Source organism: Rhodococcus globerulus NBRC 14531, assembly GCF_001894805.1.
Lineage (GTDB): Bacteria > Actinomycetota > Actinomycetes > Mycobacteriales > Mycobacteriaceae > Rhodococcus_F > Rhodococcus_F globerula.
In genome coordinates this window covers 615,468-628,618 of the sequence record NZ_BCWX01000003.1, presented here as the reverse complement: position 1 = coordinate 628,618, position 13,151 = coordinate 615,468, and the positions used below count along the sequence as shown (strand labels likewise).

Genomic DNA, 13,151 nt, shown 5'->3' with positions numbered 1-13,151 from the left:
TACCTCTGCGGCTGCACAATCGGCGCGCGGCTATCCGAACAGGATCTCCCTGGCCTGCTTGCGCGCACTGTTGAACTCCCACCACGAATCTTCGGATCCGCGCAGTTCCTGTTTCAGGTACCACAGCGAATCACTGCGCTGCGGCTCCGGCAGTCGATCAAGTGCAGGAACGGCATCGACCGAAAGCGTGCTCAGATAGTTCACGTCGATGCTCTTCCCCTGCTCGAAGCGCTCGACGTTCTTCTCCGCGATGTACGCATCAGGGTTGAAGAACGCAAAGCCCAGCAAGCCCACAGTGGCCATGGCGAGTACAGCCGTCGGCAGCCACGCGCCCGACATCCGCACTCCCGCGATGATCAGCAAGACAAAGACCAGCCCGAGCAGCAGTTCGACGGCAAAGACACTCACTCGCAGCCTCGTGAATCCGTACTGGTTCTCGTACAACCACATTCGATGAACGGCCGACGCCACAATGACAAGGCTGAACGTGCACAGCGCGCCAAGCAGCCCCCGGGCCAGTGCCCTCGATCGGCGATCATCGCGATCTACACGCCGAACCGCAACCGCGATCACCAACAACGTCAGCACCGTCACCATCATCAGCTGCCAGAATCCTTGACGCGCATAGTCAGCATACGTCAGACCGTCCGTGACCTGGACGTGTTTGTCGCCGCCGAACAGCGTCTTGAGTTGCACCGCAACAAATCCCAAGAACAGCACGTTCAGCATCGCGAGCGGCACCACCCACTCCCACAATGGCAGCGGCGACGCCGGCATGGGAGCAAGCGCGTCGACGTCAGGCGTTCGGCGCCGTAGATACACAGCCGTGAGCGTCCCGAAAGCCACCAATACCCCGATCAACAGGTGAGCAATTGTTTCATCGACTCGAATCGAGGGAGCTGCGCCGTCGAAGAACTTCGCGAATTCCGGATCCGCACTGGCAAAAAGAGATCCGAAGATCAGGAGCATTGCGACGCTGACGGCACCTACGGCCACCACACGAACGGCCGGCACTCGCAGCGCTGCGCCGGGTCTCGCGTTTCTCCGCCGGGCAAAGCGCATCACTCGTAGTGGAGCGCGCCACGGCATGATCGTTCCCAGCGCGATGCCTGTCCACGTCCGGCCACCGATCAACGCCCAGGTGAACACAACCCACGCTGCCACCAGGCACACAAAGACAAGCCATCCCGCACCGCGGACCGCAGCCACACCGAACAGCGCAAGTGCGCCGGCGCAGGCTCCCCATTGAATCGGAGTCAACCGTGGCGGCGTGAGGAGCCCGACAACTACCGTGACACCGACAAACACGATCGCGTAGGCAACCCCGATGGTGTCGACATCGAGGATCAGGGCGGCAAGAACACCCACCACTGCCGATCCGATCAGCATCGGACGCGTCGGAATGGACGTCCGATCTCGACGCCATACGCGTGGCACCAGTAGGGCAGGCGCACTGGGTTTTGGTGCAACAGCAACCGGAGCAGTCATTATCAGACCTACTTTCAGGATCGGCAAATCAGGCGCGGACCCCGTTTGGGGCGCGCCGTCGATAATCGGTTAATTCAGTTCTGCGGCAGTACCACTCGAATACAGCACCCAGCGTGCGCATCAACAACGGCAATGGTGCCGCCATGTAATTCGACGGCCCACTTCGCGATGGCAAGCCCAAGGCCGGTGCCACCGTCCGTGGAACCCCCTCGGATGAATCGGTCGAAGACCTCGGAGCGTGCAGCCGGCTCGATCCCCGGGCCGTCGTCATGGACATCGATCACGACGGCGTGCGCAGTATCTCTGCGCACGCGAATCACGGCATGTACGTCGTTGCCGCCGTGTCGAACTGCGTTGTCCAGCAGGTTGGTCACGACCTGATGCAGGCGATCCGGATCGGCCGAGATACTCAGCGAAGCAGGGCTCACATCGATGACGACACCTCCCCTACGCTGCGACATCAATTCGTCCAGGAACGGCTTCATCTCGAACATCTTGGGATTCAACGGCATTGCACCACCCTCGAGTTTCGAGAGATCAAGCAGATCGTCCACCAAAGCACCGAGACGTTCTGTTTGAGCGAGAGCCGAACGCATCGTCTCCGGATTCGGATCCTGCACACCGTCGACAATGTTCTCGAGCATCGCCTGCAAAGCGGTGATCGGCGTGCGTAACTCATGCGACACGTTGCCGATCAGCTCGCGGCGATACCTGTCGTCGGCACCCAAATCCTCGGCCATTCGATTGAATGCCGTTGCAAGTTCGCCCACTTCGTCGCGCGATGTCGCCCGCACTCGACGGGAATAGTCGCCACGCGCCATAGCCTTGGCCGCTGCCGTCATCTCGCGAAGTGGTGACGTCATTCCGTGTGCGAGCACCTGCGTAACACCCAGGGCAACAAACAATGCCGTCAACAGCGCGAATCGAAACGGTTGTTGCGATGTCAGCCAGAAACCACCGGAAGCGAACAACAATGCGGCGACAACCAACAACCCGACCTTCACCTTGAAGGACCGCATCGGGTCGAGCGGTCGTGGCCACCGCGCAAATAGCCGGTCGACGACGCTCATCGCGGCACGTCCCACGCGTAGCCGACGCCATGAACGGTTCGGATCACCGAGGACCCCAGTTTGCGTCGTAGCGCCTTGACGTGAGAGTCGACGGTGCGACTCCCCGCCCCCTCGCCCCATCCCCAGATCTCCTCGAGCAGCGACTCGCGGGGAATCGCGGCTCTTGGTCGCTCTGCCAGATACACGATCAGATCGAATTCGGTCCGCGTCAGGTGTATTTCTTGCGCGTCGCGGCGCACCCGACGCTCGGTCAGGTCGATCACGACGTCACCGAACTCCAAGAGATCGGATAGCGGCTGCGAGGGACGACCAGCACGCCGGAGCAGCGCCTGTACCCGCGCAACCAGCACCCGCATGCTGAACGGCTTGCTGAGGTAGTCGTCAGCACCGACACCCAAACCGATCACCATGTCGGTTTCGTCGGCGCGCGCCGTGAGCATCAGCACGGGCACAGCTCGTACGGCCTGGATTCGGCGACACACTTCGAGGCCGTCGAATCCAGGCATCATCACGTCGAGAACCACCAGGTCCGGATTGATCTCGGCGCACCGCGCGACAGCACTGGGTCCGTCGAATGCCATCTCCACGTCGAATCCCTCGGCGCGCAGACGCGCGGCAATCGATTCGCAGATGCTGACTTCGTCGTCGACCACGAGCACTTTTCGCTGACTCATGGAACTGACTGTATTAGCCCGACGTGGATGAACCTGGGAGGACTTGTGAAGGTTCTGTGCAGATTAGAACCGTCGAATGTTGTTGATCGGGAGATCAGCCAAGGGGGTCAGACCCGTGGGAACTCCGACGCCGTACGCGTTGAAGACCATTCCGAAGCCCGCGTAGATTCCGACGTGCGTTGCGCCGGGATAGAACGTGATGACGTCGCCGGGAACTAGTGCCCACCGCGGAACCGCTTGTCCCACACGGGCTTGCTCTTGGCTGGTCCGCGGTAGATTCACGCCGGCCTGCCGGAACGCCCATTGCACCAGCCCGGAGCAATCCCACGAGTTCGGTCCGACGCCACCCCATTGGTACGGCTTTCCGGTTTGGGTGGTGGCCGCCGCCAAAGCGATCAAACCTGCGGGACTGGGGATCGGAAGGGCCGCAGATCCGCTGCTGATACTGCCCATACTGCCCAGTGACCCGGTACTGCCGGTACTACCGGCGCTTCCCGGTTCCGCGAAAGCGGGCGCTGCAGTCAGGACCAGAACGCTTCCGGTCAGCAGGGCTGCAACCGTTCCCCTGCGCAGTGTCGACTTCCTCATGCAACCGTCCTTCGTTGAGGTACTGCGGTGCGGCCATCGCACCGAAATAGCGTTGAACTGGTCGGATCTGAAATGAGCATGTGGCCTTCGGATGCTAACGATCATCTCGGGCAATTCGGACAAGAATCGGCAACCCTATGCAGAATGAGGCCCTTTGTCCCCGCCCAGTCCCAGACAGCCCAGTCCTTGGCGCCCGAGAAAGATCAGGGGAAAGATCCGGGATTTCCTGGATTCCCGCGAGCCGAAAGATCCTTAGATTCGACTCATGCGCTCACACGTCTTGGCCACCATTGCCGTAGTTGCGACCTCGATGGCACTTGTCGGATGCGCGACGCTCCAACGGACCGTCGAGGTTCAATCGGATCTGGATTCGCTCACGAAATCGGGCGCAGTCGGCTCGATTGCCACGCTCGACGACAACTCGACCACTACGGTTCTGACCAGCGGTGTCCCTCACCAGACGAATGGCGATTCGATCGGCCCTCGCTACCGAGTCCGGATCGCCGGCGTGACAAAAACATTCACCGCAGCACTCGTGCTGCAACTGGTTGCGCAGGACAAGGTCGGCCTCGATGCACCGGTCCAGCGCTACCTCCCAGGACTTGTGCCGGGCGACACCATCACCGTCCGGCACCTACTGCAACATCGCAGCGGGTTAGCCGAGTTCGCCGGCGAACCCAACGCCGACGAATGGGTGGCTGCGAACGAAAATCGCACGCTCACGCCAGCCGACGCTGTGGCCATCGCTTTGAGCAAGCCCGCGCAGTTCGAGCCCGGATCAGCTTTTCGCTACACCAACACCAACTACATAGTTCTCGGGATGCTCGTAGAAGCTGTGACCGGCCGAAGCTACGCGGACGAGCTGCGCACTCGGATTCTGGAACCACTGGAACTCGAGGACACCTATCTCCCACCACCAGGTGAACGAGACATCCGAGGTGAGCACATGACCGGATATACCGATCTACCCGGCGGGCGCACCGATGTCTCCCGGATCGAACCGTCCATCCCCTGGTCAGCAGGTGCCCTGGTGTCTACCGGCAAGGATCTCAACACCTTCTGGCGGGCCTTGTTGAGCGGCAGAATCGTGCCGGAGAACGAACTCACCGAGATGACCACCCCACACGCCGGTGCCACCGAAGCCGAAGGCCTGGGCTACGGCTTGGGAGTCGGATCCACCGAACTGCCCTGCGGGGTTACCTACATCGGACACAGCGGTGGAATCTACGGCTACTACACACTGTCCGGTGCAACGGAAGATCGCGCATACACCGTGACGCTGACCTCGACGCCGAAGGAACAACCGGACATAGTGGCCATGCTCTCTCACGCACTGTGCCCCTGAACAGCTGCCGGCCGGTCGTTGGGCGCGCCCGATACCGCCGGAATCTGCCGACAGGCGTCTGGGATAGGATGAATTTCAGTTCCGTGCCTGGTATGGGCGTTGAACCGTCTTTATCCTTGCCATGCTGTGCTGCATGGCTACGTCGAACAGATAGGCCGACCATTCCACTCACTGTGAAGTACGCGGAAATTTACAACGATGCGCTGATCGCGCTGGCAGCAGCCACGCAGCGACCGGCGAACATCGTGCATCTGGACGACGCGTACGCCATTCGGGTAGATCTCGAGTACAACCGCTACGTCGTTGCCACAAACACTCCTCACGGTTTGTCGAACGAACCCGGTATCAGTGGAACCTGGTTGGTTCGCTTCTTCCAGGCCGATATCGACGGCGCGCCGGATGAATTGCTCACCGAAGCAACAAACCAGTGGCTCATCGACGCCTTCGATTCCGCCCTCGCGTCCCTCGAAGCCGGCGGAAACAAGATCGTCGCCGATGCAGACTTCGGGGATATCAGCCGCACTGAAGCGACTGACGTCGATAACAACCGCACTGAAGCGACCGACGCCGACTCACGCGGCGATCAGGCCTGACCGTCAGCAGATTCACTCAACTGAGCGATCCTCGCCGCAAGAGTTGAATTTTCGGCCTCGAGCGAGAGAATCAATCTCACTCCGACCAAATTGACGCCGTCGTCGATCAACGCGGTGATGCGACGCAATGTCTCCAGATCTGATTCGCTGTACCGGCGAGTTCCACCACCCGTGCGTGTGGGGGTCAGGAGTCCTCGTCGCTCGTACAGTCTCAACGTCTGCGGCCCGACTCCGGATAACTCCGACATCACCGAGATGCCGTAAACGCCACGCCGTGAGCGCGTGTGTGGCTCTAATGTCACTGCAAGCCTCCTCGACCCAATCGGCGATTCCACGACTTTAGCACTTCCAGGCAACGAATCTGTTCGCGGGAGCATAGATTTCATATCGGCGATCGGGGCCGAAGATTTTTTCAAATTCAGGACTTTCGGCATTTCGCCTGTACAGGGCGGCCATTTCATCACCTGACTGATTCAGACTGGAGTCGATCCGCTCGTTCTGGGGTTGCTAATTATCTGCGTCGGCTGGTATAGATTTTAGTACGTCCTGACGAGAACATGCGTATCAAATTGCAGACAGATTTGGGTGTTGGGAGGCGCAGAACACGGCGCTGACGAGAAGCGGATCGCCCGATTCTCACTACTTACACCCCTAGACCGCAGGAGCAAGATGACGACGATCGACATCCCGTCCGCACCGAGCGGCGAGATCAACTCCGGTAGCTCGACCTTGGCCACGCCGGAACTCAAACTTCGAATCGCCATGATGTTCGGGGATCCGATAACCGAGGACCTGGCCGGAAGCATCAACTGAATCGACAGACACGATCCGAAAGTATTTGTGCCGCAGCAGCACACACCAGTGCACTCAGCTCGGCACACTGACGAGAGGAAGATACATGTCTACATTCACGATCCCGGGACTGAGCACCGACGACGGCGCGCGCGTAGCCGCAGTTCTGCAGGAACGCCTGAGCGCGTACAACGATCTACACCTGACCCTCAAGCACATTCACTGGAATGTCGTAGGCCCTAATTTCATCGGCGTACACGAAATGATCGATCCCCAAGTCGATTTGGTCCGTGGTTACGCGGACGACGTTGCCGAACGCATCGCCGCACTCGGGAACTCCCCGAAGGGAACCGCCGGCGCTATCGAAGCCGACCGCTCGTGGGACGACTATTCAGTCGGACGTGACGACGCTCGCGCACACCTCGCCGCGTTGGACCTCGTGTACACCGGCGTCATCACCGATTCCCGGGCCGCGATCGACTCGGTCGGAAAGATCGATCCCATCACCGAAGACATGTTGATCGGTCAGACAGCGCAGCTGGAAAAGTTCCAATGGTTCGTCCGGGCTCATCTGGAGAACTCAGGCGGAAACCTTGTGCACGAGGGAAGTTCGACGGAACTCGACGCCGCCGACAAGGCCCGTAAAGCCTGAACCGTGACCAAACGCGAACTTCGGATATTCCAACTGCAGCAACGACTGTTGGCCGGATCGATAGTAGTGGGAACACTGCTCGGGGCTGTAGCTATCACTTCCCTCTGACCTCAGTTTTTTTAAAGGTCCAAGATGACCTCAATCGTGGAATCCCCAATCTCGGAATCCCACTGTCACTTGGAATCCAATTGTCACAAGGAGACTCACTGTGCTCGGACTCGGCATCATCGGTTGGATCATCATCGGCGGACTCGCTGGCTGGATCGGCAGCAAGATCATGAAAACCGATGCCTCCATGGGAATCGTGCTGAACATCGTCGTCGGCATTATCGGCGGTCTGATCGGCGGATTCCTTCTCAAATTGTTCGGTGTCGACGTCAACGGTGGTGGCCTGATATTCAGCTTCTTCACGTGTGTACTCGGCGCGGTGATCTTGCTCTTCCTGGTCAAGGCCGTCACCGGCCGACGGTGAATTTCCCAGATCCAGAACGACTCGAATCAATCTCTACCCGAAAGGATCACGATAACCATGGCTGATTTCATCGACAAGGCAAAGCACAAGGCCGAGGAACTCATCGGCGAGGCAAAAGAGAAGGTCGGACACAAGACCGACAACGACGATCTTGCCGCCGAGGGCGCCAAGGATCAGGTCTCAGGCAAGACCAAACAGGTCGGTGACGATATCTCGGATGCTGCAAGCGATATCAAGAACAAGTTCACCAACTGAGCGGATGCACTGGTGCCGCCGCCAGTGAACAGATAGCGGAAGTCCGTAAATCACGGCAACTTCCTACGCATCGGAGATGAGGATTCACCATGATTGTTCTCGGCATTATCTTGGCACTGGTCGGCTACTTCACGTCAATCAGCATTCTGACTACGGTCGGCATCATTTTGGTGGTCGTCGGCGCAGTCTTGTCGCTCCTCGGCGCTACGGGTCGCGCGGTGGGTGGCCGGAAAGTCTGGTATTGATCCACCCCGCTAACCTGCCCGGTGGCGCGTTCGCCGATCACTCCCGATCGGTAAACGCCCCGCCGGGCGTTTGCCGTAAAACCGGGTTCAGCCACTCAGGAACGTCGAACTTTTCTCTTTTTGTGGGTACCGTCGCAGAAGGGAGGTATCGCTGTGCCACCGCAACGACACAGCGCCACCGTTGCACGTTCACGGCTGATCGGGTTGCCGTCGGCGTCGACCAGCGTCGCCGGACCTCGAACCAGTAGTGGCCCGTCTGGGCATACAGTGATCGTGACAGCGGAATCGTCGCCCCCAGGATCGGAATCGGAGTTCATATGTCCTCCACACGGATTGATCTAACACCATCGCAAGCACTGGCAACCGGCACTCGCATGCCGATCCCCTCCGCGCGAGGACAGGTCAGCGAACTGCTGATTGCACTGTTGTCTGGATCCGACGCTAACCCTGCTGCCTTCACCGCCGCCGCTCGGAGTGCGGCCGGAGAGCACGATGGTACATCGATCGTGTTCGACGACGACGCACAACTGTCGCTGACGCTGCTGTACGAACTACACCTTCAGGGACTCGCCGGAGTGTCTGACGAATGGGAATGGAACCTCGATCTTCTCGCAGGACGGGCCGCGCTGGAGTCGTCGTTCGAGGCAGCAGTCCGTTCGATCGTCGCATCCCGAAATCTTGAAGCCCAACCTCTCGACGCCGGGGACGTCGTCTCACAATTATGGGCGATGACCGCGCCGTCGACCGGGCCGAGCATGTCCAAGTTCATGGCGACAGACGCCAGTGCCGAACAGTTCGAAGAGGTACTCATCCACCGTTCGCTCAACCAGCTACGAGAATCCGATGTTCACACGTTGGGAATTCCGCGTCTGGCCGGAGCCCCGAAAGCCGCGCTGGTGGAAGTCCAAGCCGACGAGTACGGCGGCGGGCGATTGGAGAGGATGCACTCCACCCTCTTTGCCAACACCATGCGCGAACTCGGACTGTCGGATCAGTACGCACACTATCTCGACGTCGTTCCGGCAGTGACCCTTGCGAGCCTCAATGTGCTCTCGCTCTTCGGATTTCATCGTCGGCTGCTCGGGGCGTTGATCGGCCATCTGTGCGCAGTGGAAACCACGTCGTCGCTTCCCAGCAAGAACTACAGCGCCGGGCTGCGTCGCCTAGGTTTCAGCTCGCGGGCAACACTGTTCTACGACGAGCATGTAGAAGCCGACTCCGTTCACGAACAGATCGCAGTCCGCGATCTCGCCGGCAAGCTAGCGGAGCAAGACCCCACCATGGGGAGCGACATTCTGTTCGGCGCCGCTTCATGTTTGGCGTTCGACGACCTGCTGGCCGAACACATCACCGGTTGCTGGGACCGGGGTGAGACTTCACTGCGCAGTTCACCCCGGTAAGCGGCCCGGCAACCTCAGAATTTGAACGCTTACATGATATTATCTGTTTCCACGGATGCAGATTAGCTTTTTCTGGTGCGATCGGTAGGTCGCTCCCTCGATTTCCCGTCGAGATGAACCCAGGAGGCATGATGACCGGCAAACAAGAAAACTCAGGCGACGTTTCACCTGATGATGTCGAAACCGTCACAACCGATTCAGGTTCCGAAAATGCGGACAGCGACGTCCAATCCGATCCGTCAGGCGACCAACCCTGGTCCGGCGAAGGCGGCGCAACAACACACGGACCAGCGACCGATCCGCACAACGGGTAGAGCGCAACACAGATATACACACCGAAATGCCTTCGGGGTTGACTTCCGAGAACGGAGAACACAGTGGCTGAAACAAACGGCGACCTACCCGTCGACGACGCACATACCAATCGATCTCACGTAGGCGAAGGGATCGCCGACGGACGGAACTACCCCGGGTACCTTCTCATCGGGCTTGCGCTCGCCACGCTCGGATTAACCTTGGTGGCACTAGGTTACGGGTTTCAGGGATGGGCATTGATCGCCGGCGCAGTGTGCGCTGTGTCCCTCGTTCTCGGCGTAGCCGCCGTCCTTCTCGAGCGACGACGCGTCAAGCGCCTCGAAGGCCATAACCTCACGGATCAGGAAGGTCATTGATCGGCAAACGCCCCAACGGGACTCGAGGAGCACCCGGCAACTCTGACGACAACGGCACAAGCGCATTCGACACACTGGTCGGCGAACTCGACTACCCGATGTTTGTCGTCACCACCGGCGAGGGCAACCAGCGGTCCGGATGTCTGGTCGGCTTTGCATCTCAGGTCAGTATCGCTCCTCCGCGTTTTCTCGTTGGACTGTCGAACAAGAACCACACGTTCCACACAGCATTGACGACGGAATTTCTTGCTGTCCACGTCATCCCGAGGGATCACATCGAATTGGCAACGTTGTTCGGGGGATCCACCGGCGACGATATCGACAAGTTCGCTCGTTGCGCCTGGCATCCTGGCCCCCATGAACTCCCGATACTCGATGAGTCCTCCGCCTGGTTCAGCGGACGCATTGTCGACCGCATCCCTCTCGGAGACCACGTAGGTTTCCTACTGGATCCCGAATCAGGCTCTGCACCTGGCGATCTCGGTACGGTTGTCACCTACACCGACGTCCGCGACCTCGAGCCCGGACACGAATAGCGTTTCCCCCTACGTGTCCCGCCGCACGTCCGTCGGCGACTTGTCCTCCCGCATCCCCCGCCAACTGGGGTGCCGCAGGCGACCACTCGCGGTCCAGTCCATGAATCGCACTTCACCGACCAGTTCAGGGCGGATCCATACCGCTCCCTTACGATCCTCCGTCGGAACATCATCTTCGAACGGGCTTTCCTTCTGCTGCAAGGGTTCCAGTACCGCCAGCAATGTTTCCAGGTCGCGGTCGGTGAAGCCGGTCCCCACCCGGCCGACGTAACTCAACCCGTCTTCACCCGGAATTCCCATGAGAAGTGCGCCTATCCCCCGGGCCCGATTGCCTTGACCCGTGCGCCACCCGCCGATCACTACCTCTTGTGTGCGCCAGTTCTTGACCTTGATCCAACTCGAACCCCTCCGCCCCGGCAGGTACACCGAGGCGCGACGCTTTGCGACGATCCCCTCCCAGCCGGATTCGCGGCTCCCCTCCAGTGCGTCCGCCGGGGTTCCGTCGATCTGGGGTGGCACGGTGAGATCGCCGACCTTCGCGGCCAACGCATTCAGCACAGTCCGACGATCGGTGTACGACTTGCGCAGCAGGGACACTCCGTCGAGATACAGGAGATCGAAAGCCAGAAACTCGGGTTCGCCGCCGCGCTGCAAAGCCCCGAAATCGGTGACACCTTCCGCGTTGTACGACACCACTTCACCGTCGAGAACCACCTCGTGGCCGTCGAGAACCGAAGCAAGTCCAGCCAGCGCGGGATAGTCGCCGGTCTTGTCGTTACCGGCTCGGCTGCGGAGCGACAGTGTGCCCGAATGAAATTCGAGAATCACCCGTATCCCATCCCATTTACCCTCGAATGCCCACTCGTCCTCATCCAGACCCTCGAGCGATCCGGGCGTCGCGAGCATCGGTTCGATCCCTTTCGGAAACTCGATTCCGAAGCTGGATTTCTGATCCTTCATCAGATGCATCAGCCACTGGTCACCTTTGGTCCGAATCAGCGCGAATCTGCCCTGCACTCGGTTCCCGTCCAAGCGCACGATCACCTCGTCGTCACGCCACTTCTCGGTCTCGTACGTGCCGGAATCCCAGATCGTCATCGATCCGCCGCCGTACTCGCCCTTGGGGATCGTGCCGGAGAAGGTGGCGTACTCGAGCGGATGGTCCTCGGTGTGGACAGCCAACCGGTTCTCCCCCGCGGTGGTGGGTACCCCTTTCGGAACTGCCCACGACACCAGCACACCGTCACGTTCGAGCCGAACGTCGTAGTGCAGGCGTCGCGCGTGATGTTCCTGAATCACAAAGGAATTGCCGAGCGCGCCGGGGGAAATCGAATCCGGTACCGGCTCCGGCGTCCGGTCTGCCGCACGCTTGTTTCGATATCGTGTCAACGAATCCTGCTGCACCACGGGAGGATCGAGAGCAGCCAACAAGTCACCGCCGGAATCAACGCGTTCGAGCACCTCGTCGAACAGCAAGTGACGCAACTTCGGGTCGTCGAGTTCGTCCCAACTGCGCGGCGCGGCAACATAAGGCTGGGCACGCCCACGCATCGAGTACGGAGCGATAGTGGTTTTGGCCGCGTTGTTCTGGCTCCAGTCGACAAAAATCTTGCCGGCTCGAACATTTCGCGCCATCGTCGCTGTCACCAGATCCGGATGGATCTTCTCGAGTCCCACCGCGATCTGCTTGGCGACGGTCGACGCACCACTGCCGTCCAGCGGCCGATCAAGCGGCACATAGAGATGAATACCCTTGCTTCCGCTGGTAACGGGATACGCTGTCCAGCCCAGCGTCCCCACAAGATCCCGGATGGAACGGGCCACCTCGGCGCATTCGGCCAACCCGACGCCATCACCCGGGTCGAGATCGAACACCAATCGGGTTGCGGGCCCGCGCTCGGAACCGTCGAATCGCCATTGCGGAACATGTAATTCGAGGGCTGCTTGTTGACCGAGCCAGGCAAGCGAAGCAACTGAATCGAAAATGGGATACGTGACCACTCGGTCGGAATGCTGTAATGACGCGCGGGTCAGCCAATCCGGCGCCGACGATGCAAGGTTCTTCTCGAAAAATGATTGACCGTCCACCCCGTTCGGCCAACGTTTCCGCGTTCCCGGCCTACCGACGACATGGGGAATCATGACTGCGGAAATTCGAGTGTAGTAGTCGATGACTTCGGCTTTGGTGGTTCCACTCTCGGGATAGAGCACCTTCCCGAGATTGGTCACGGGCACGGTTATGCCATCGAGTGTGATCTGGCCCCGATCAGTCGTCGCCATCTCTTCATTGTGCTGCAGCGCCCGTGATCCGGCAGTAGAAATCGCTGCGATCGGAACCCTGTCCTCGCGCAACCCTCACCGGCCACACTG

General features: G+C 59.9%; 18 protein-coding genes. 11 read left to right on the top strand and 7 right to left on the bottom strand.

Annotation, left to right across the window (positions count from 1 at the left end):
* Window positions 1–30 precede the first annotated feature (30 nt).
* The 4 genes from RG2_RS18215 to RG2_RS18200 form a co-directional block, all read right to left on the bottom strand.
* On the bottom strand, window positions 31–1,488 hold the full coding sequence (locus RG2_RS18215; protein WP_033234171.1) for a DUF4153 domain-containing protein: 1,458 nt from the start codon (window positions 1,486–1,488) through the stop codon (window positions 31–33).
* A gap of 74 nt (window positions 1,489–1,562) precedes the next feature.
* Window positions 1,563–2,558 (bottom strand): HAMP domain-containing sensor histidine kinase, encoded by a 996-nt coding sequence (locus RG2_RS18210; protein ID WP_033234382.1) that lies wholly within the window; start codon window positions 2,556–2,558, stop codon window positions 1,563–1,565.
* Window positions 2,555–3,232 carry a response regulator transcription factor gene (locus RG2_RS18205; protein ID WP_033234170.1) on the bottom strand — a complete coding sequence of 226 codons (678 nt, stop codon included), beginning with the start codon at window positions 3,230–3,232 and terminating at the stop codon, window positions 2,555–2,557. The genes RG2_RS18210 and RG2_RS18205 overlap by 4 nt, the downstream gene beginning before the upstream one ends.
* Before the next feature lie 63 nt (window positions 3,233–3,295).
* On the bottom strand, window positions 3,296–3,820 hold the full coding sequence (locus RG2_RS18200; RefSeq protein ID WP_033234169.1) for an NlpC/P60 family protein: 525 nt from the start codon (window positions 3,818–3,820) through the stop codon (window positions 3,296–3,298).
* A 265-nt stretch (window positions 3,821–4,085) separates the two neighbouring features.
* On the opposite strand from RG2_RS18200, the gene RG2_RS18195 reads away from it, so the two are divergent.
* Together RG2_RS18195 and RG2_RS18190 are read left to right on the top strand one after the other, a co-directional pair.
* Window positions 4,086–5,165 carry a serine hydrolase domain-containing protein gene (locus RG2_RS18195; protein WP_033234168.1) on the top strand — a complete coding sequence of 360 codons (1,080 nt, stop codon included), beginning with the start codon at window positions 4,086–4,088 and terminating at the stop codon, window positions 5,163–5,165.
* A gap of 173 nt (window positions 5,166–5,338) precedes the next feature.
* On the top strand, window positions 5,339–5,758 hold the full coding sequence (locus RG2_RS18190) for a hypothetical protein (RefSeq protein WP_230590124.1): 420 nt from the start codon (window positions 5,339–5,341) through the stop codon (window positions 5,756–5,758).
* Here the strand turns inward: RG2_RS18190 and RG2_RS18185 are convergent.
* Complete coding sequence (locus tag RG2_RS18185; RefSeq protein WP_033234167.1) at window positions 5,749–6,060, bottom strand: MerR family transcriptional regulator; 312 nt, start codon at window positions 6,058–6,060, stop codon at window positions 5,749–5,751. The two genes, RG2_RS18190 and RG2_RS18185, sit on opposite strands and share 10 nt — an antisense overlap.
* Before the next feature lie 367 nt (window positions 6,061–6,427).
* Between RG2_RS18185 and RG2_RS31855 the strand changes: the two genes are divergently transcribed.
* The 5 genes from RG2_RS31855 (at window position 6,428) to RG2_RS31850 (ending at window position 8,174) form a co-directional block, all read left to right on the top strand.
* A complete protein-coding gene (locus RG2_RS31855) occupies window positions 6,428–6,571 on the top strand; it encodes a hypothetical protein (protein WP_165826319.1) in 144 nt (47 codons plus the stop codon).
* Window positions 6,572–6,656: 85 nt separating this feature from the next.
* Window positions 6,657–7,202: a Dps family protein gene (locus tag RG2_RS18180; protein WP_033234166.1), complete on the top strand. Its 546-nt coding sequence runs from the start codon at window positions 6,657–6,659 to the stop codon at window positions 7,200–7,202.
* A 208-nt stretch (window positions 7,203–7,410) separates the two neighbouring features.
* Window positions 7,411–7,674 (top strand): GlsB/YeaQ/YmgE family stress response membrane protein, encoded by a 264-nt coding sequence (locus tag RG2_RS18175; protein WP_045069132.1) that lies wholly within the window; start codon window positions 7,411–7,413, stop codon window positions 7,672–7,674.
* Between the two features lie 57 nt (window positions 7,675–7,731).
* Window positions 7,732–7,929: a CsbD family protein gene (locus RG2_RS18170; RefSeq protein WP_033234164.1), complete on the top strand. Its 198-nt coding sequence runs from the start codon at window positions 7,732–7,734 to the stop codon at window positions 7,927–7,929.
* An 89-nt stretch (window positions 7,930–8,018) separates the two neighbouring features.
* Complete coding sequence (locus RG2_RS31850; protein WP_092806704.1) at window positions 8,019–8,174, top strand: DUF6131 family protein; 156 nt, start codon at window positions 8,019–8,021, stop codon at window positions 8,172–8,174.
* 95 nt (window positions 8,175–8,269) lie between these two features.
* Here RG2_RS31850 and RG2_RS18165 read toward each other — a convergent pair whose 3' ends face one another.
* A complete protein-coding gene (locus RG2_RS18165; protein WP_033234163.1) occupies window positions 8,270–8,491 on the bottom strand; it encodes a CDGSH iron-sulfur domain-containing protein in 222 nt (73 codons plus the stop codon).
* On the opposite strand from RG2_RS18165, the gene RG2_RS18160 reads away from it, so the two are divergent.
* The 4 genes from RG2_RS18160 to RG2_RS18145 all read left to right on the top strand — a co-directional run bounded on the left by RG2_RS18160 (window position 8,492) and on the right by RG2_RS18145 (window position 10,781).
* Window positions 8,492–9,574, top strand: a complete 1,083-nt coding sequence (locus RG2_RS18160; RefSeq protein ID WP_033234162.1) for an iron-containing redox enzyme family protein — start codon at window positions 8,492–8,494, stop codon at window positions 9,572–9,574.
* A gap of 131 nt (window positions 9,575–9,705) precedes the next feature.
* The gene (locus RG2_RS18155) at window positions 9,706–9,888 is read left to right on the top strand and encodes a hypothetical protein (protein WP_033234380.1); all 183 of its coding nucleotides are present in this window, start codon (window positions 9,706–9,708) and stop codon (window positions 9,886–9,888) included.
* Window positions 9,889–9,951: 63 nt separating this feature from the next.
* Window positions 9,952–10,245, top strand: coding sequence for a hypothetical protein (locus RG2_RS18150; protein WP_033234161.1), 294 nt, complete (start codon window positions 9,952–9,954; stop codon window positions 10,243–10,245).
* Window positions 10,246–10,319: 74 nt separating this feature from the next.
* Complete coding sequence (locus RG2_RS18145) at window positions 10,320–10,781, top strand: flavin reductase (RefSeq protein ID WP_033234379.1); 462 nt, start codon at window positions 10,320–10,322, stop codon at window positions 10,779–10,781.
* 9 nt (window positions 10,782–10,790) lie between these two features.
* Here RG2_RS18145 and RG2_RS18140 read toward each other — a convergent pair whose 3' ends face one another.
* Complete coding sequence (locus RG2_RS18140; RefSeq protein ID WP_033234160.1) at window positions 10,791–13,061, bottom strand: ATP-dependent DNA ligase; 2,271 nt, start codon at window positions 13,059–13,061, stop codon at window positions 10,791–10,793.
* Between the last annotated feature and the right edge of the window lie 90 nt (window positions 13,062–13,151).